The sequence below is a fragment of the Paenibacillus brevis genome (assembly GCF_018919145.1).
Lineage (GTDB): Bacteria > Bacillota > Bacilli > Paenibacillales > Paenibacillaceae > Fontibacillus > Fontibacillus brevis.
The window spans coordinates 305591-325229 of sequence record NZ_JAHLQJ010000002.1 but is presented as its reverse complement, the minus strand read 5'-3'; the positions used below and the strand labels follow the sequence as shown (position 1 = coordinate 325229).

At 50.0% G+C, this 19639-nt stretch carries 16 protein-coding genes and 1 riboswitch; all 16 genes read right to left on the bottom strand.

Going from position 1 to position 19639, the window contains the following annotated elements:
* Positions 1-150: 150 nt before the first annotated feature.
* The 16 genes from KQJ23_RS03565 to prmC all read right to left on the bottom strand — a co-directional run bounded on the left by KQJ23_RS03565 (position 151) and on the right by prmC (position 19634).
* Positions 151-1749, bottom strand: coding sequence for a response regulator (locus tag KQJ23_RS03565; RefSeq protein WP_216477294.1), 1599 nt, complete (start codon positions 1747-1749; stop codon positions 151-153).
* Positions 1727-3541 (bottom strand): sensor histidine kinase, encoded by a 1815-nt coding sequence (locus tag KQJ23_RS03560; protein WP_216477293.1) that lies wholly within the window; start codon positions 3539-3541, stop codon positions 1727-1729. Before KQJ23_RS03560 ends, KQJ23_RS03565 begins: the two co-directional genes overlap by 23 nt.
* A 138-nt stretch (positions 3542-3679) precedes the next feature.
* Positions 3680-4360 (bottom strand): beta-phosphoglucomutase, encoded by a 681-nt coding sequence (pgmB, locus tag KQJ23_RS03555; protein WP_216477292.1) that lies wholly within the window; start codon positions 4358-4360, stop codon positions 3680-3682.
* Complete coding sequence (locus tag KQJ23_RS03550) at positions 4353-6713, bottom strand: glycoside hydrolase family 65 protein (RefSeq protein ID WP_216477291.1); 2361 nt, start codon at positions 6711-6713, stop codon at positions 4353-4355. The genes pgmB and KQJ23_RS03550 overlap by 8 nt, the downstream gene beginning before the upstream one ends.
* A gap of 29 nt (positions 6714-6742) precedes the next feature.
* Positions 6743-7555: a carbohydrate ABC transporter permease gene (locus KQJ23_RS03545; protein ID WP_216477290.1), complete on the bottom strand. Its 813-nt coding sequence runs from the start codon at positions 7553-7555 to the stop codon at positions 6743-6745.
* Positions 7556-7557: 2 nt separating this feature from the next.
* Positions 7558-8508 carry a carbohydrate ABC transporter permease gene (locus KQJ23_RS03540; RefSeq protein WP_216477289.1) on the bottom strand — a complete coding sequence of 317 codons (951 nt, stop codon included), beginning with the start codon at positions 8506-8508 and terminating at the stop codon, positions 7558-7560.
* A 268-nt stretch (positions 8509-8776) separates the two neighbouring features.
* Entirely contained in the window at positions 8777-10024 is a 1248-nt protein-coding gene (locus KQJ23_RS03535; RefSeq protein WP_216477288.1) for a serine hydroxymethyltransferase, read from the bottom strand.
* A 29-nt stretch (positions 10025-10053) separates the two neighbouring features.
* Positions 10054-10656: a TIGR01440 family protein gene (locus KQJ23_RS03530; protein ID WP_212937721.1), complete on the bottom strand. Its 603-nt coding sequence runs from the start codon at positions 10654-10656 to the stop codon at positions 10054-10056.
* A 105-nt stretch (positions 10657-10761) separates the two neighbouring features.
* A riboswitch (ZMP/ZTP riboswitch) is annotated at positions 10762-10844 on the bottom strand.
* 61 nt (positions 10845-10905) lie between these two features.
* Complete coding sequence (locus KQJ23_RS03525; RefSeq protein WP_216477287.1) at positions 10906-11370, bottom strand: low molecular weight protein arginine phosphatase; 465 nt, start codon at positions 11368-11370, stop codon at positions 10906-10908.
* Between the two features lie 33 nt (positions 11371-11403).
* Positions 11404-11964, bottom strand: a complete 561-nt coding sequence (locus KQJ23_RS03520; protein ID WP_044481071.1) for a manganese efflux pump MntP — start codon at positions 11962-11964, stop codon at positions 11404-11406.
* Between the two features lie 97 nt (positions 11965-12061).
* Positions 12062-14110 carry a Na+/H+ antiporter gene (locus KQJ23_RS03515; protein ID WP_216477286.1) on the bottom strand — a complete coding sequence of 683 codons (2049 nt, stop codon included), beginning with the start codon at positions 14108-14110 and terminating at the stop codon, positions 12062-12064.
* 36 nt (positions 14111-14146) lie between these two features.
* The gene (locus KQJ23_RS03510) at positions 14147-14992 is read right to left on the bottom strand and encodes a DUF72 domain-containing protein (RefSeq protein WP_216477285.1); all 846 of its coding nucleotides are present in this window, start codon (positions 14990-14992) and stop codon (positions 14147-14149) included.
* A 25-nt stretch (positions 14993-15017) separates the two neighbouring features.
* Entirely contained in the window at positions 15018-16184 is a 1167-nt protein-coding gene (locus KQJ23_RS03505) for an L-threonylcarbamoyladenylate synthase (RefSeq protein WP_216477284.1), read from the bottom strand.
* A gap of 324 nt (positions 16185-16508) precedes the next feature.
* Positions 16509-17165: a stage II sporulation protein R gene (spoIIR, locus tag KQJ23_RS03500; RefSeq protein ID WP_249529473.1), complete on the bottom strand. Its 657-nt coding sequence runs from the start codon at positions 17163-17165 to the stop codon at positions 16509-16511.
* A gap of 151 nt (positions 17166-17316) precedes the next feature.
* Complete coding sequence (locus tag KQJ23_RS03495; protein WP_216477282.1) at positions 17317-18513, bottom strand: FtsW/RodA/SpoVE family cell cycle protein; 1197 nt, start codon at positions 18511-18513, stop codon at positions 17317-17319.
* A 206-nt stretch (positions 18514-18719) separates the two neighbouring features.
* The gene (gene prmC, locus KQJ23_RS03490; RefSeq protein ID WP_216477281.1) at positions 18720-19634 is read right to left on the bottom strand and encodes a peptide chain release factor N(5)-glutamine methyltransferase; all 915 of its coding nucleotides are present in this window, start codon (positions 19632-19634) and stop codon (positions 18720-18722) included.
* Positions 19635-19639 lie beyond the last annotated feature (5 nt).

Below are 19639 nucleotides of genomic sequence, written 5' to 3'. Positions count from 1 at the left end.
TAGGGAGCATAATAACAGGACTACTTTCTTCCTCATCTGTCACTACCCCTTTGATTAAAGTTATTTCACCTGAAGCGGTGTTACCTTCATCTTAGCTATGCAGGATATCGGGGCAAACAGAGGATATTTACATATCTCCGTGATTTTTTACTATTCCATATATGTTTTTCTGTACTCATTCGGCGGCAATCCGTAAAGCTTCTTAAAACTGATATTATAGTTATCGATGCTATTGAATCCTACCCTTTCTGCAATCTCATAGGTCTTTAATTTTCCGTCTCTCAAGTAGTCCAGCGATTTCTTCACCCGATAGCGATTGATATAAGGTATTAGCATCGACCCAGTCTCTTCCTTAAAAATACGACTCAGGTAGCTATTATTCAGACCGACGTAACTTGCTAATTCATCCAGAGTCAGATCATGGTCATAGTATTGATGAATATAGTTAATTACCCGCTTAATTTTGTAGTTGGTAGAGGCCTCGTCGGTGCGGCTCTCCTGAATAGCCTCCAGCTTCCTAACCAAAAGAAGGCGAAGCTCTTCTACCCGCTCCGCAGCCATAATCTCCCTTATTCCGGCAAGATCCTCTTCCCCGCTTTCTTCCTTCAGGAAGGATTGAATCAAATAATGCAGGGTTACGCACAGCTCCAAGGTTTCACGGCGTCCGACACTACGCTTTTCCTTGATTTCCGCAAACATTGCATGAACGATGGAGATAGCCTCCGCAATGTTTTTTTCGGTCATGGCTTTCTTGATGCACTGCTCAGCCCACGTGGACAGGCCCTTGGAATGACTATGTTTTATGCAGCCGGGTTCGTAAGCCACAACATTGCCCCGATCCTCAAAAAACAGCGTCTCTGACGCTTCTTGCGCTTCATGATACGCCTTGGGTATTTCAAGCAGATAGGGGTGAAGACCACTGATGCTGAAACTTACTTGGATATTCAGAAACTGCTTTAATGTTTTTTCAATTTTGCGAATCAATCCCCAGCGCTCTTCAAATATGTCGTTCATACTTCTAGTCCCCGAATTGGATTTCAAGATTACGATTTCTTTCGGCCCCATTTGAAACAATTCCAGCTCATTGTAACGGTTCAGCACTTCATGCAAAATGTTAAGGATAGAAAAGGCAAGCAAATGCTCCATCCCCTTCTTGTAGCGTTCCTTTACCTTGTCATACTGATCGACGAACATTAAAATGCAGCATACATTTGGCTGTTGCAGCTTCAGGTCATATAGCCTTTTCTTTTCTTCGATCTCCCACTCATGACGAACCGCCCCTACCACCAGATCACGTAAAAATAGCGTTTTTAGTTCACTCCGGTTCTTCTCCATGTTTTGTTGAAGAGGAGCCATGCGGTCTTCCTTTGGCTGTTGATGGAGCAACTTTTGAACACGGGCGAGAGCATCGAACACAGCGGCTTGGGTCAGATTGGGTTTATGTATATAATCGCAGGCACCAAGCCGCATTGCCTCCCTAGCGTATTCAAATTCGTTATGACTACTAAGGATAATTGCTTTGCAGGAATATTTTTTCTGCTGCATTTCCTTCAGAACCTCAAGTCCATCCATGATGGGCATTCGGATATCTAAGAAGATCACATCCGGTCGAAGCTCCTCTATTTTCTCCAGCGCCTCCCGCCCATTCGAAGCCTCTCCGACCAGATAATAACCATGCTGCTTCCAGTTCAAAAATGTCTTAAAGTTCAACCGGATAAAAGACTCGTCATCCACGATCATGATTTTCATATAGATCCTCTTTTCGTACTTGATTGTGTTCCGAATGGTACACGATCATGGGGATTAGAATTCGCACCGTAGTCCCCTCTCCTTTTTGGCTATCAATGAATACTCCATACTTCTGGCCAAAATGAAGCTTCAATCTTCGGGATACATTTCCGATCCCAATGGAATTCATAGTCTGTTCATTAGAAATTTCCTGCTGCAAAAGCTCATTCAGTCGTTCTTGCTCTATACCTCGCCCATTGTCGGAAATCGTGAATTGGATATCTCCGCTCACGTTCTCCACACGGATATTCAAAATGTGTTGCCGGTCATCGCCGGCAAACGCGTGAAACACAGCATTTTCTACAAATGGCTGTACCAAGAACTTCAGCGTTCTATATTGCATAACATTCGGCTCTATATCAACCTCAAAGTCGAATACATTATAGTAGCGGAGCTGAAGCAGTTCGAGATAACTATGAATAAAGGTCATTTCTTCCTCAATCGAGACGTATTCCTGGGTATTGCGTGTGGAAAAGGACAGGATATGGATCATATCATCAATCGCATCTGTGATGTTATCCGCCATCTGTGCCTGCGCCATCCATTTAATGACCGAAAGCGTATTGTAAATGAAATGGGGATTAATTTGATTTTGAAGGGCATTCATCTCGGCGCTTCTTTTTTTCTTTTCTTCCAGCTTGGTTTGCTTGATTAGTTCCTTGATTTCCGCAGTCATCCTGTTAAATGAACGGGATAAATGCCCCACTTCGTCCAGAGTGTCCTGTCGGGAAACCACATTGAAATCTCCCTTTTCAACCTTACGCATTAAGCGGTCCAATCTGCGAATAGGATTTGAAATACTGCCGGATACAAAGAATGCCGTGACAAAACCGATTACAACAAGTAGTGCTACCAGCAACACGGCAAAGTCCCGAATCTGATTAATCTCGGCAAACAGCTTATCGCGATGAATAATACTATAAAACTCCCATCCCGACACACGGGATACATGGTGAACAACATAGTAATTTCTATTTCCTTGTTCAATCTCTGTCATAAGCTGTTGGAGATCCGCACCTATCATCCCCGGCGTCGCGCTGAACACCACAGTTCCTGCTTCATCGACAATGAACTGATTAACATCCTGTTTGTCCATAAGCCCGCTAAACAGTTTCTCAAGCTGCTCCACCCGGAAGTTCACCAGAAGCACCCCTAGTTTCTGATAGGAGTTCACGTCCACAAGCACCCTGCCCACAGACAATACGGAACGAGGCTTGGCATACATCTGCTTCTCCTCATGCATGCCGATTAAGACCGGCTTCTCCGCATTGTTCAATATTTTCTGGTACCACAGTTCATTCACCGGACTATATTTATAGTTAAAGGTAGTCTCATAGCCCCTCCGGTAGATCAATGGACTATTTAAGGGATAGATTAAAATGGAATCAATGCTTGGATTAAAGGTCATCAGATTCTTGAACACTGTGTCACTAATATAGCGATAATCCATACTCTTTTCGAATGTCTCATAAGGTACGGTAGAATAATCCTTTGATAGAATCTCCATTAGCGTTTGATCATAAAATGGCTGCTCGGAGGATTTGATCATATTACCGACGAAGGAATCCGCCGTGGACACCATCTGCTGATTCGTCTCCTGAAAAGACTTCACGATTCGCGACTCAAATATGGACATGGCGTATGTGTAAAAGTAAATACTTATTACCACTAGAGGGACAATCATCAGCATCGAATAGGTCAAAAAAAGCTTCTGCCGGATACTACGGTCTTGAAACCGCTTCCATCTTAACATGAATCGATCTCCTACATGTAGAATTTTGTCGTATTTGACCTCTATCATATGCCTTCTATTTTTACAATTCAATGAGTTATGGAGGCAAGCTGAACATTCATGCATTAAGCTTGTTCAACTTGCACGGGTTCAATTCTATTATTTAAAAAAGTGACTATTTATCCTTTCAAGCGAAAGCTGTCTTGTCTCCGAGACAATATAGTCAGCAGTCGATAAAATGTCGGCATCCCCCACCCCTACGGCAAACATTCCTGCTCTTTTGATCGCCTGAATTCCTGCCTCTGCATCTTCTACCCCTACGCAATAATGGGGAGCTACTCCTAACTCTTCAGCGGCTTTCAAAAAGATATCCGGGGCCGGTTTACCCTGAGCTACGCTGGACGGATCTACGATCACATCAAAGCGAGAGACCAACTTCAACTGTTGAAGCAAGGTTCTCGCATTGCGACTTGCAGAAGCAAGCCCGATGGGGATTCCTGCCGCTAGGAGATCTTCAAACAGGTCCATGATACCCGGCAATAATTCCGATTCGTCTACTCGCTCTATCAGAAGTTGATAGTTTGCATTTTTGCGATCGGCCCATTCTTGCTTCTGCTCCCTCGTAACAAATTGTCCCCCATCGGGGGATTGACTTAGTATTTTCTCCAAAGACGCTATGCGGTCAATCCCCTTTAATTGCTCGTTAAATTCTCTGTCAAATGGAAGGCCCAGCTCATCGGCAAGCAGCTTCCAGGCCTCATAGTGATATTTCGCCGTATCCGTAATTACACCGTCGAGATCAAAGATCATAGCCCGAATTTCCTTATGTTCTTTATTCATTTGGAATCACCTCAAGTAAATTCACAATGATGGAGTCTTTCAATATATAGGACTGACCATGTATGGACAGATTCAAAGGCCTCAGCCCTGTTGTCAGCCGTTTAATCAGCAGCTTATCGGGGGTTACCGTCACTTGGAGGCGTTCTCCTCGCCAAACAAGCGGAAAAGCCAATGACCTCCAGGCTCTTGGTAACTTTGGATTCAACCGCAGCATTCCCTCCCAGGAGCGTACTCCGCCAAACCCCATAACAACAGATTTCCAAATCCCCCCGATCGAGGCAGCATGGATCCCTTCGTCGCAACTGTGCATGTTTGGTCCAAGGTCGATCCTGGCAGCTTTGCCAAACATCTGATAAGCCAACTCAAGATCATTGACATCACAGGCCAACATACTGTGCGTGGACAAGCTTAGCGAAGAATCATGTAGTGTTTTCGGCTCGTAATAATGCCAATTCGCCGCCTTCGTTTCTTTGGAGAACCAATCCTCCAGCAAGTAAAACAGTACTAAAAGATCAGCCTGCTTGGATACTTGAAAGTCACTGAGCTGGGTCATGCTATAATCGGATAGGATTGTAGCGACCTGCTCCTGTTTTCGATATTTCTCCAAATCGATAATCCGCTTCTGCAGGTAAGTATCGTCCTGTGGAATGATTAATGTATCCTTATCCGGCTGGGGCAAATATATGAATTTTACGATATGCTCCCACTCTTTCAGTCTCCCGTTCAAATTAAGCTGGCTGTCCAGCTTAAAATAAACATCGCCTTGCACTTGAATTAACTTTCGAGTACATTCTATTCCCTTTGTGATATTCCAGTAGGCCAAATAATTAGTGTATGCATTATTGTTGACATGCTCCTTGTATTCATCCGGGCCTATTACGTCACAAATATGATACTTCTGCTCCTCCTTATTCCACTCTAGCCGACTTGCCCAGAAAGACGCTGTTTCCAGAATAATCTCATACCCGTAACGGTCCATATAGTCCTGGTCGCCGGTAGCCTGATAATAATGCCAAACACCGTAGGCTACATCCGCCGTAATATGCTGCTCGATTTTCCCCGTCCAAATATAGGTCGGTGTACCGGTAACCACATCGACAGGACCCCATTCGGGTGTCTCTTCCTCACCGGTTGCGGCGGATTCCCAAGGGTACATTGCCCCACGATATCCATTTTCCTCTGCCTTTTTTCTGGCTCCATTTAACATATGGTAACGGTACTCTGCCAAATGGCGGGCAACCCTCGGGCCGGTATATATAAAATAGGGAAGGATGAAGATTTCAGTATCCCAAAATACATGTCCCTTATATCCCTCTCCCGTTAACCCCTTGGCTCCCACGGAGAACCTGCTATCATGACCCGGTGTCATCAGAAGCAGATGATACTGTGCAAAACGGAGCGCCAACTGATCAAAGGGATCTTCGCTCTGAATCTCAATTCGCGCATTCATCCATTGCTCCGCCCAGGCCTGTTCACTCTCAACGAACAGCTGTTCAAAGCCCTTATCCGCCGTCAGTCCCAGATGAATGCGGGCAGCCTCCTGCAAGCCTTGAAGATTGCCCTGTTGATAAACCCACTCCGTATCGATACTCGTATGAACAGTCGATACTTTATCTAGAACAATGCATTTTCCGGACTCCGCCTCAATTTTATAGGTCAGCATTACTTTTCTGCGTTCCATGGACGGAATCGGCAATGAATTCAGGCGTACTCCATCCTGATGCAAGCGGTGATGACATGTATGCACAAAGTTAATCCCGGACTCTGTCGTAGTGGCCGAAAGCTGAAGCAGCTCCCCATCAAAGATTCGCCGTTCCCCTTCCAAGAAGTGCTGTGCGCCCGAGTTGGTCATTTGTCCGTTAATTCCGGAACGGATCGTAATAATGGTATCCTGATTTAGGGGAGTGATCTCCATTCTCATTCCGATCAGATGGAGATCCTCCATCGAAACAAAACGTCGAAAACATAGTTCATACATGCCGCCAGCTTCGTCTTCCCACAAAATTTCACGCCGAAGTTCGCCTTGCCGCAGATTCAGCTCACGGCGATAACGATGAATCGTTCCTTTCTCCAAATGAAACGGGACGCCGTTCAGCGTAAGGTCCAACTGTACCATATCAGCAGCGTTTGGCAGCTCCGTGACCTCCTGATTGGCACAACGATTAAAGGTGCCTGCAACGAATAAATTCCGTTTCTCACCGGAATAACATTCCTCTGTAACGGCTCTTAGCCCCAGATAACCATTCCCTTGACACATGATCGACTCGAATTTTGCGAGGCATCTAGGATCAAAATTATTTTCCGCGATGATCCAGCCGTCAGTGTCAGGGTCCTTCCCTTTATATTCAATCATGTCGACTCCTCCTTTCCCCTATGATTTGCTTACCCTTTAAGCCCTGTAGTGGCAATCCCCTGTACCATATGACGCTGGAAGAGCAGGAACACAATGATGATTGGCACGGTTAGCAGCACCACTCCAGTCATGGTCAGGTTGGGCCACTCAAAATATCGATTTTTCAACGTATTAAGTCCTACCGTCAAAACATACCAGCGACTGTCATTGACCAGCGTGACCGGCCAGACAAAGGAGTTCCATGTTCCGGTAAAACTGAATATAATCTGCGTGCCAATTGCTCCCTTGGACAGGGGCAAAATAACGCGAGTGAATATGCCGATTTTGTTCAAGCCATCAACTTCCGCTGCTTCTTCCAGCTCTCTTGGAACCGTAATAAAAAATTGGCGCATCAGAAAAACCAGAAAACCTTGGAACAGGAAGGGAACGATTAGCCCCTGATAGCTGTTCAGCCATTTTAAATCTACAATCATAGAAAAGACCGGAATGATCATAACCTGGTACGGAACCATCATCATCCCAATGACTAGGAAGAATACCACGCCCCTGCCCCGATAGTTCAGGCGAGCCAGGGAATAGGCGGCCATAGTGTTAACAATCAGATTGCCGACCAGAATGCCCAGGGTAACAAGAATCGAGTTTTTATACCAAATCAATACATCCGAATTCACGAAAATATCCCGATAGTTTTCAAACGTCCACCGCCCCGGAAGAACCAGATTGCCAATATCCGCCTTCGATAAAAGAGAGGTGTAGATTGCATATCCGAAAGGAACAATGAAGAAAATGGAGAACACGCACAGCAGCAAATAACGAAAGAATTTTGCTTTCAAGCTATCCATAGTTATATTTCCTCCTTAACAAAGCGTTTTTGCAGCATGGACAGCACAATAATGATTGCAAAAATGATAAATGCCGCGGCGCTCCCGTAACCGGAACGGTTGAAGCTGAACGCTTGGCTGTAAAAATAGGTTACAATCGTACTGGTCGCCCCTGCCGGACTTCCAAGCGATCCATTTCTCGCCAAGGCATAGGGCTGGTCGAATAATTGCATCACATTGATAATACCCGACATAATGACCAGGAAAGTCACCGGCTTGAGCATAGGCACCGTAAGTCTCCAGAACTGCTGCCAGCCATTGGCACCATCCACACGGCCTGCTTCATAGATATCATTTGGGATGGTTTGCAACCCTCCCAAATACACCACCATATAGAAGCCCACGTAAGTCCAAATTGTTAAGATCATCAGAAAAGGCAAAGCATAGGTTACATTGGCGTACCACGAAACATCGGGGAATCCAAACCATGCCAGCATCCGAGTTGCGATCCCTTCATGCTGCATGAACAAATACATAAATACCGTCGTCACTGCAATTGTCGAAGTAATATACGGCATGTAATACAATGTACGAAACAAACCTTTCAGATGTAGTACCTTGTTCAAGTTCACTGCAATCACTAAGGCTATAATCGCCTGCAACGGTACTGCTACAATAGTTAAAGTCATGGAATGGACAAATGCGGTCCAAAAGTCCGGGTCCTTCACAATCTCCATATAATTACTAAGTCCGACAAACCGAGCCGCATCCGGGTTCAAGAAACTGATATCCTGCAGACTGTAAAAAAAGGATTGTATTAATGGGTAATAGAACCATATCCCCATCAAAGTCAGGATTGGGGCCACAAACAAATAACCTACAAACGTCGATGAGTTTCCTAACCCGGCAACTTTTGATTTAAACTTCCGATTAGGCCGGTTCAAGTAATGCTTTGTATCTAAATTCGGCGTCATGGTGTTACTCCTTCCGCTCTACGAACCCCTCGTTCGTATAATGTAGTTTGATTTCGAGTTCAGATCAGAGAAATCGAAGCTTCTACTTCATCATAAAAAGAGGAACTGTTTCGTAAAACAGAGGATATTTACAAGAATCCGAGGATTTTTACATTGTGCGTCACGAACTACTGATCTGAAAATAGAAAAAACCATCCCAGAAAACTACCAAAAAGATAGTTTACTGCGATGGCCCTGTTCTATTCTAAAGCTCCAACTTATCCTATTATTAATACTTCAGCTCTGAATAGAGCGGGAAACGATCCGTCAATTGAGTCACGCGAATGCGCGCTTTATCCAATACCGTCCCATCTTTAGGCGCCTTCAGGACCGTGGCAATGATTTGGCCAATCTCCTGCATCGCTGCCTCATCCATGCCGCGGGAGGTAGCGGCAGGTGTACCAATCCGGATACCGCTCGTTACAAACGGACTTGTCGGGTCAAATGGAATAGCATTCTTATTAACTGTAATGCCAATGGAATCAAGCACATGCTCGGCTTCCTTACCTGTGATATTCAGGTTGCGCGTATCAATGAGCATCAGATGATTGTCGGTTCCGCCAGAGACCAGATTCAGGCCTTCACCAAGAAGCGTCTCTGCCAGCACCTTCGCATTCTTAACCACATTCTCTGCATAGGTTTTGAATGAAGGCTGCAATGCCTCACCCAGCGCAACCGCTTTGGAGGCGATAACATGCATCAGAGGCCCCCCTTGCGTACCAGGGAATACAGCCTTATCAATAGCTGCGGCCCATGGTTGGCGGCACAGAATCATTCCTCCGCGAGGTCCGCGCAAGGTCTTGTGTGTGGTCGTCGTCACGAAGTGCGCGTGCGGCACCGGGCTTGGGTGAAGTCCGGCCGCTACGAGTCCGGCAATATGCGCCATATCCACCATAAAGAGCGCACCAACCTCATTAGCGATTTGTCCAAGCTTCTCGAAATCGATAATCCGAGGATAAGCACTCGCGCCTGCAACAATCAGGCGGGGACGATGCTTAAAGGCAGCCTTGCGAACTTCTTCGTAATCGATCAGGAAGGAGTCTTCCTGTACGCCATACGCAACAAAGTTATAGAGCAGGCCGGAAGCATTAACCGGGCTTCCATGAGTCAAATGCCCGCCATGAGCCAGATTCATCCCCAGGACGGTATCTCCCGGTTTAAGTGCAGCCAGATATACCGCCATATTCGCTTGGGCCCCGGAATGAGGCTGAACATTTACATGCTCAGCGCCAAAGAGCTGCTTGGCCCGATCGCGGGCGATATCCTCAACGATATCGACATGCTCGCAGCCGCCGTAGTATCTCTTGCCCGGATAGCCTTCAGCATATTTGTTTGTCAGGACAGAACCCATTGCTTCAATAACCGCTTCACTAACAATATTCTCGGAGGCGATCAGCTCAATGTTATTCCGCTGGCGCTTCAGCTCCAGATTCATCGCTTCCAGAACTGCAGGGTCTTGCTTTCTCAATTGATCCATCTTCTAAATCCTCCTGTATTTTAAATAATTCATTCACACGTCCCGATATCCCCAGATTCGATCTGAGGCAATGCATATACCGCACGTTCTCCGCCGATCAGCCTCGGTCTTGTCCAGGCAGCCGTTACTCGGGCCTGCCCCACGAGTCTTCGGGTCGGCCGATATGGAACAGCAACTCGCCGCAAATGCATACCGATCAGCGTCTCTCCAATATCAATGCCGGCATCCGCTTCGATGGTATCGGCCAGACAAGGCTCAGAGCAGTGACGATAAGCGATCGCAGCCATGGAACCGCCTGCTTTAGGAACCGGGACCGCCGCTACCTCCGTAAGCCGAAGACGATCCAAGACCTTCCGTTCCACCACAAGCGCCCGATTCAGATGCTCGCAGCACTGATAAGCTACATCAAACCCATATTTCACCCTTACCGTCTCTATCCCGCGATGCAAAGATTCAGCGACATGCTCAGCGCCTCCGGTTCCGATTCTGGCTCCGGCAACTTCGCTGGTGCTTGCACCAATGACGAGCAGTTTGCCCGGTCCCAGCCTGGCATGCACACACAGCTCTTCTACCACTTCAGCCATCTGCTCCGACAAGCCTTCCCGATCGATAACGTTGTTTGCTTCTCCCATATTCAGGCCTTCCTTTCAGGGTACTTCCCCTTATTATACCTGAAACACCAGACAAGACACGCTTCAATATGCAAAAAAGAGCATGACGCTGCAAGCTTGCGTCGTGCTCTTTGCCCAGGCGACCGGCCGTATGTTCCGATGCTCCATCGTGGTTTGATCCACTTCCGTCGCCAGTCACATCGGAATCTCTCATTTGCTTTAGAATAAAGCATTATGCCCGTAAAAGCAACCTCTTGAAAAAAGCAAAATTCAGGCTTGTCCGTCAAGCTTATCAGCAAGCTTGTCCAGCGCGGCAGCAATTTCCTCAGCTGTTCGCTCGTAGTCATCACGGGAACCCCCGTAAGGATCGGAAATATCGTAACTCTCAGCCGAGCTGCTCCCATCGCTGACATATTCCTTCAAGGTATAGACCTTATCCAAGGATGTTGGAAAAGCGAATTGTATATGCCGCTTGTGGCTCTCTGTCAGCGTCAATATAAGATCAGCCCACTCTACCTGTTCCGAGTGAAGCTGAGTTGAAGTGAATTCGTCAGCGATCCCTTTATCCCTCAATACCGCTTCTGCATGCCGCGACATGGAGGCACCCGTAGAGGCAGCTACACCAGCAGATCTTACTTCAATCCGAAGTCCGCGATCCGCGACCAGCTTGCGCATAATCCCTTCTGCCATCGGACTACGGCAAGTATTTCCCGTACAGACGAATAGAACTCGCACTCCTGTCACCCCCTATGTTTACAGCTTATTGTATCAAAAGATAAACAGAAGACCAAACGCAAACAGGATTGCTCCACCAGCAGCCTCTCCATAATCACCGAACTGCTTGCCCATCTGTCTGCCCAGCCCAAGCCCCATTAGCGACATCAGACCACCAAAGAAGCCGAAGGAAAGAACCGTCAGAATCAGGTTGCTGTGGAACATCCCCAAAGAGACCCCCACCGAAAAAGAATCGATGCTGACACTGAGCGAGAACAAGAGCGATCCCCATAAAGAGCGATGATTAATGGAATGGAAGCCGCCTCCCTTCCATGAGCTGAGAATCATATGCAGGCCCAGCAATAGAAGAAGTCCTCCTGAGGCATATCGGGCCAAATCTCCAAGCAATGCGCCTACATACTGACCGGCAAAAATCCCTACCAGCGGCATTAGCACATGGAACAAGGCCACCATCGTACCGATCCGAAGAGCGTCAATCCGCCGCACTCCCTTCATACCGATGCCAACTCCCAGGGAAAAGGCATCCATCCCCAGTGCAATCGCCATGAGCACAATGGTTACGAGTTCACCCAGTTCTGATATGGCCTGTGTCATTTAGCCGCCCCCTGTCCGAATTTACACCTGTACAACCTTATGCGGACAAGACGGCATTCATGACAAGAATGCCTATGAAATTATAACGTTGGCTAGACTAGTGCTCTTCTCCCGGCTCGAGAATTCCGGCTTCCGTATAATTGATATATTGCCGGAGCTTGTTGGCTGTGGCCCGTGTGATTCCGCCTTCCTCAAATATCAGCTGCACTTCATCACGCTCCGCCTGGATCGCCTTGATCTGCAGCTCATTTTTAAATTGGTCAAACATATCCTCGTTCGTATCATCCATATGCTGACCGCCTTTCGCACCTGAGCGAAGACGATCCACCATGTCCTGATATTGGGATGCGACGATCATGACCGCTTGACGATTAGTATCGTTCATTTGAGATTTCACTGCCGCAAGCGCCGCACTGGCCGTCCGAAGCCTAATCGAAGCAAATTTCTCCTTCGTATCCATCGGAATCGGCTCCCTCTTCTTGGCGGATAATTGTCCCTTAAATAAACGGCGAAGACGGAACAGAGTAACCATTGCCTTCATCTTAAAGCCACTGGATAATACGATCTCCATCTGACTCATGACTTCCTGAATCTGATCCGCCAGTTCTCCGGATACTTCCCCATCCTCCAGCATCTTCTGGAGCGCTTGACGCTCTGCCTGTATGGCGGCAAATCGAATCTTCATGATGGACTCATTACGGGAGCGGTCAGACCAATCATCCGAGTTCTGATTCTGCTGCTGCAGATGAAACATCTGGCGTCGGTAGTTATTGATGACCTCCCTAGCAGCCCGGTTGTTCTCTTCATTAATCGCGCCCTCTACCGCACGAATCCCCGCCTTGAGCATGCGAAGTCTGGCTTCATGCTCGCGCTCCGCCGAATGGTCAACAGGATCTCCCTGTTCGCGAGAAAGCAAAGGCAATAGAACACTCGCCACGACCAAGGAGCAAAGAATGACACCTGCAGCCAAGAAGATGATCAGGTCTCTTTCCGGAAAGGTACTGCCGTCTTGCAATAAGAAAGGGATAGAGAAGGCTGCAGCAAGCGTGACCGCGCCCCGAACTCCGGATAACGAGATCAGCAGCGAGGACATCAGCTTCGGCCGCTCCAGATCCTCTCCGCTGCCCATCAGCCAAGAACCTCTCCAGAAGACAAACACCCAGATGAAGCGGAGAAGGAGCAAGCCTAGATAGATTAAGCCTATAAATCCTAGGACCTGTAGATTGCTATATTCGGGATTGTGAAAAATCGTCTGGGTTGCACTCGGAATTTCCAAGCCCAGTATCACGAAGACCAGACCGTTTAATATGTATAGAATGACGGTCCACGTATTTTGCGACACCACGCGCAGCTCAGCCTGCACCGATTCATTCCGATCCCGCTCAATGGCATGCACGATCCCTCCGGCTACAACGGCCAGGATGCCTGACAAGCCAAACTTCTCCGTAATCAAATAAATGAGGAACGGCGTCAGAATCTGGATCAGCATGTGAACTGTCACATCCTCCATCCCGAGCCGGCGAATGAACATTCTGACCCACACGATCAGGAAGGCAAGCACCGCACCGCAAAGAAGTCCTCCCAGCGCGATCCACAGGAAGCTTACGGTAGCATCCGCAAGGGAAAAGACGCCTGTGACGGTAGCAGCTACTGCAAATTTAAAGGCAACGAGCCCGGAAGCATCGTTCATCAAAGATTCGCCTTCCAGAAGGCGCAAAATCCCCTTCGGAAGGTGAATCCTGCCGGCAAGTGAGCTTACAGCCACCGCATCCGTTGGAGACAGGATGGCTGCAAGCGCAAAGGCGGCAGGCAAAGGGATACTTGGGATCAGCCAGTGGATGAAATACCCCCCGGCGAATACCGTTACAAACACCAGGCCCAGCGCAAGCAGAAGGATGGGAGAGCGCAGGTTCCACAGTTCTTCTCTGGGTGTTTTTTTGCCGTCATTATAAAGCAGCGGAGCAATGAACAGCAGCAGGAACAACTCCGAGTTCAAGGGCAGGTGCAGGCCTAGCGGCATAATTGCAACCAGCGCCCCTAATATAATTTGAAAGAGCGGTACCGGTACCGTCGGGATAAATCGGTTCAGCACGTTGGAGACACCGATAAGCACCAGCATAAGCAGAACAAGTTCAAACATTTCCAAGGCCAACACCTCCAGCCAATTATCTGATACATAATTCTAAAATAAATCAAGCTGCTGCGGAGGCAGTTCTCCCGCAGTCATGCCGCGAAGCTTCATCATCTCAAGCGCATTGGGAGCGGCGTCCCCTCCGGAATTATTATTAAATATCATTCCGACTTCACGCGCGCCTTTTTCCAGTAATGTATCCAGTCGGCATCCCCATTCATGCAATTCTTCGGAGGAATAGCAGTATAAATTCCGGGTCTCCCGCCAATCCGGCGAGCCGCTCTGCAGCCAGCCGCCTGTATTGCGGCCATGCAGACGAACCAGAGTCAGCTCAGGATGGGTAGGCTCCAGTACAACCGGAACCGACCCTTCACCAATCTGGGGCTCGTCACATATGATATGAATCCAGCCCTCAAGCCGAAGGAAGCCAAGCGTCTCCTCCAGCACATCCTCCGCATACCAGCTGCGATGCCGGAATTCAATTGCAAGCGGCAAGCCCTGCATCCGTTGTTTGATTGCCCGCAGTTGTCGTACATGCTCTGCCGTACAATCGAACCAGGGCGGAAATTGGAACATCACTGCCTTTAGCCTCCCGGATTCCACCATAGGAGCAATAGAATCAAGGTAAGCACGGTACATCGCATCCGCGTCCGGGTAAGGGTTCTTGCCCCGAAGATGGCCGGTCATTCCACGATAGGCCTTCAGGATAAAGATAAGCTGCGGCGCTTCCTCCAGCCACTTGCGGTACGTTGCCTCTCCCAGTACGGCATAAAAGGAGCTGTCTACCTCAACAAGCGGGAAGTAGTCAGCATACCTGGCGAGTTTTTCTCTGGCAGGGGTACCCGGAGGATACAGCTTCGGGTGATCCCCCCAGCCTGTCAGACCAATCATGATCATGAGATATCCTCCTTCGGCGGTTGATTCAGACGAAGATGATCCGGTGACCCGCCGCTTTCAGCAGGCGGTTCATCACGGCGGCGCCGAGGCCGTCTTCGGGACAAGCCTCGGCCAGCATGACCGTGACGCCGCTATCGTCGAAGCGGCGCAGGGCGGCGTAGAGACGGTGCGCAGCCGTCTCAAGCCGCGTCAGGCTGCCGAGCGAAAGCACGCAGTCGGCGCGGTAGAACGGGAGGTGCTCGTCAAACGCGAGCACACCCGTGATCTCTCCCCGCGCCTTGGCCGCGTCCAGCTCGGCCTGGATCCGGTCCGCCACCTGCGGGGCGGACCCGGCCACAACACGCAGCTCGCCCTTCGGGGCGTAGTGCGTGTATTTCATGCCCGGCGAGCGAGGCGCTGCCACCGGGCCGGGCAGCCCTGCGCCGCGCAGCGCAGGGTCCAGCTCTACGCCCCCTTTGGCATAGGGGGCGAGCTCCTCGACCGTGACCCCGCCAGGGCGGAGCACGGTCACGATGCCGTCGTCCCCGGCGAGGACGACGGTGGACTCGACGCCGACGCCGGTGGCTCCGCCGTCGACGATACCGTCAATGCGGCCGCCCAGATCCTCGCGGACATGGTCCGCCAGCGTCGGGCTCGGCCGCCCGGAGCGGTTGGCGCTGGGTGCCGCCAACGGGCAGCCCGCTGCGGCGATCAGCCGCAGCGCTACCTCGTGGTCCGGCATCCGCACGGCCACGGTATCGAGTCCCGCCGTTACACGCGGCGAGACGGCGCCCTCCAAGACGGGCAGCACAATCGTTAACGGCCCCGGCCAGAAGGCCTCCATCAATTGAGCAGCCGTGTCGTTTATGCCCGTCACTAATCCCTCAAGTTGATGCATAGCGGCGATATGAACGATAAGCGGATTATCCGAGGGTCTTCCCTTGGCGGCAAAGATCGCTTCCACCGCCTTGCTGTTGCGGGCATCCGCGCCAAGACCATATACGGTCTCGGTCGGAAAGGCCACGGTTCCGCCTGCCGCCAGCATCTCTCCCGCTTCGTACAATCTACGCTCTATTTCATCAAGCTGAGCTTGATTCGTAATTTTATGATCAGAGCTGCCTGTCGTCTCTTCCGACAGCAGCTTCACATCCCAAAAGCTTGTCTCCTTTTCGAGGGCGACAAGATTAGCGGATGGCTTGAGCTCTTCGTCCATAGTTCATCCTTCCAGACTGTTGTAATTTAAGATAACTTTTAGAGGCTGTTCAAAAAGTCATCTTTTGATCACGAAGTGTCCTAAATGGCATCTCGACATCGAATCTTGCGCTCATCCTCGAAGTCCGGTACTCATGCAGAGTCTGCCTACACTCTGTTCCTCCTTATCGCTTCCCGCATCCTTCTCTTCTCGGTGCTGAAAGCTAACCTTTTGAACTAGCGCTTATTTATTATAGCTCATGTCGACAACGCAGAAAACCGCACAGGGTTTAACTGTCCTGTACGGTTCTTTTTCACTTTTATTTATTTTGCGGGAAAGGAAGCATTACGCGAATAATCCCGTAATCCAGTTCCAGAAGTTCACCAGCATATCCCATAGGAAAAACCGGACTTCCACCTCTTCAGGATCAACTTGAACCATGGCTGTATCGGCCCCGGCATCCGCATCGACGCTACCTTTTGCTGCCGCAATACCATCCTTCTCGCTGGACTTTGCACTTGCGGACTTCTGCAAGGCATCTCCGCTGCCTGCGTCCACGAAGCAGAGAGGAGGGAACAATACGCACCACCAGTTCTTGCCTGCACCGGCGCCAAGGGTTACCCGCACCGCTTCATATTCCCCGGCCGGATACACAGCTCCCCCATAGATCTTCGTCGGGAACGGCACCTCGCCCAGTACAACCTCATAGCTGTAGCTTTTGCCGTTTGCCTTAAGCGTTTCTCCTACGCGCTGCTCAATGTCGGGCAGTTTGCCCTGAACCATAGTCCGGGCTTCCTCCAGGCTTTCGGGCTGAGCCAGCTCGGCTACCCACCCGTTCATTTGCTCCACGACCGCATCTCTGACCAGCCGTTTCACCGCTTGATCACCCAAGCTATCGGAATTAGCCAAAATTCGCAATCGAATCGATTCTTGCGGGATCAAGCCTTCGGCTGCCGCCGTGTCCGCCTTTTGTCCTTCCCAGGACATCAGCAGGATCAACATACTAAAACATATAAGTGCAATCGACTTCCGACGGTTCTCTCTCATTTGGCTTCACTCTCCAACCGAATCTCTGATGTCTACCATTCTGTCCGGTTAAGAGAGTTTTAAACCTGGCAAATCTATTAATCTATTATTTTCTACCCGTACACGCCTATTCCTCAGTAATGATGGCTCGCTTCGGCTTATAGCGGGCGACCGCTTCTGACGTCTCATCCGCTTCATCCTGCCCGTACATCCGGATACTCATCGCGATCCCAACGCATGCCATATTAATTAGCAGTGAGGTTCCGCCATAACTGATGAAGGGCAGCGTAATGCCTGTCAGCGGCATCAGCCCGATAAACATGCCGATATTTTCAAAAATTTGATACAGGAACATAGCGACGATCCCAACGATGATATAAGGTCCGCTCCTGTCCTTACATTCCAACGAAACAAGAATGAGCCGGTGGATCAGCACGAAATACAACAGCAGCACGACCGAGCTGCCTATAAATCCGAACTCTTCAGCGATCACGACAAAGATCGAATCGGAATAAGTAAGAGGAACCCGCTCCGATTGGACGGTCTCTCCTTTCAAATAGCCCTCTCCCGTCATACCGCCCGAAGCTATCGCGAGCTTGGCATTCCGCGTATGATAAATCGCTTTATCCGTTGCCTTTTCCGGCACAAGCCAGGGATCGATCCGTTCAATCCAGTGCGCGCGTCCAATGTCCTCGAAGAACGTATACACCTCGTCGTGATATACCTTATAAGCGGTAATGCCGCCAAACGCCGCCCCCGCAAACAGGGCCAGAGCGATAAAGGCCTGAATATATTTAATGTTTCCAATCCAGAGCATGCCCGCCAGAATGACCAGATAGCTAAGCGCATTTCCCAGGTCATTTTGCGCCATTACGAGCAGGAACGGAATGAACGTCAGCACCATAATCGGCAGGACATCCTTCCAGAACCCAAGCTTCGGCTTACGCTTCTTCAGCAGCATGAAGGCCAGAAACAGAATTAACAGCAGCTTGAAAAACTCCGCAGGCTGAAAGCTCACCCCTCCGGGAAGTGTTAACCAGCCTGTTGCGCTGTAATATTCATTTCCGATGAACAGCACGACAACGAGCAGCCCAAGCCCAATCAGATAAATAAACGGGGCATATTTCACAAGCAGCTTGAAGTCAATTATCGCCATCCCGAAAAAGACTGCAAACCCCAGCGCATAATAGATGAGCATCCGTAAATGGTAGCCCTCGTACTTCGTATTCACAGTCGCACTATAGAGCACCACGATACTGATCGCCATGAGAAGCAGCAGGATGATGATGATGGTTACATCGATTCGTTTCAGTCTCTTCAGCATGCCGTTCCTCACTTTCCGGGCCTTGCGCCCCTTCCTTCATTTAGTATACTTTAAATCCTGACAAACTGCGAAACCTGCTTACACTAAAAAGGCCCTTTGGCCTGCCCTTGTTCATAAAAAAAGTCCGCTTCTGCAAGCGGACCCGTTCTCTTGATCAATACAATCAGCCGCAAATTGCCGGTGGTTATAACTCGGTTATTACGCAGCTAATGCACCGTTTTCGCGCCCAGCACATGCCGGTCAATACCGGCCAAGTCGGGGATCGTCAGAATCCGATCCCAGTGCCCCGCTTGGCGGAGCAGCTCAGCGACCTCGCCGGCCTGGCCCATGCCCAGCTCGAAGCCGATCAGGCGCGGCGGGGCAGGCAGCAGCGGCAGCTGGGCGAGCATGATCCGGTACGGGACCAGCCCGTCCGGACCGCCGTCGAGCGCGCCGCGCGGCTCGTAGTCCCGCACCTCCGGCTGCAGGTGCGGAATTGTCTCCGCCGGAATATACGGCGGATTACTGACCACGATGTCCAGCGCCATGTCCGCAAAGGGCTCAAGCAGGTTCCCCTGCTTGAATTCCACGGCCAGGCCCAGCCGCCGGACATTGGCGCCCGCTACAGCGAGCGCACCCGGCGAGATATCGCTCGCCGTGATGCGCCATGACGGGCGCAGGCTGGCCAGGGCAGCGGCAATCGCCCCGCTGCCTGTGCCGATATCGGCAACAAGCGGGCCGGAGCCCGCAGGCAGGTTGCCGCCGGCTGGCCACAGGCGATCAGCTTCGCGCACGATCGCCTCCACGAGCAGCTCCGTTTCCGGGCGCGGAATCAGGACCTCCGGCGTGACCCGGAAGGTCAAGCCGTAGAATTCCTGTTCCCCGATGATATACTGCGCAGGCTCGCCCGCCGCTTTGCGGGAGATTGCTTCCTCCCATGCTTCCTTCCGGTCGGCGGGAAAAGGGGTGCGCAGGGCCAGTAAATAAGCGGCCCCATTCTTCAGCTCCAACACATGCTTCAGAAGAAGCTCAGCATTCGATTCCGGCTCAGCTACACCATGCGACGCTAAAAAAGAAGAAGCCTCTTTACGGGCTTCTATAATCGTCATCCCTTCGGATAACCGAAACTTGTGTTTGTTCATGTCCG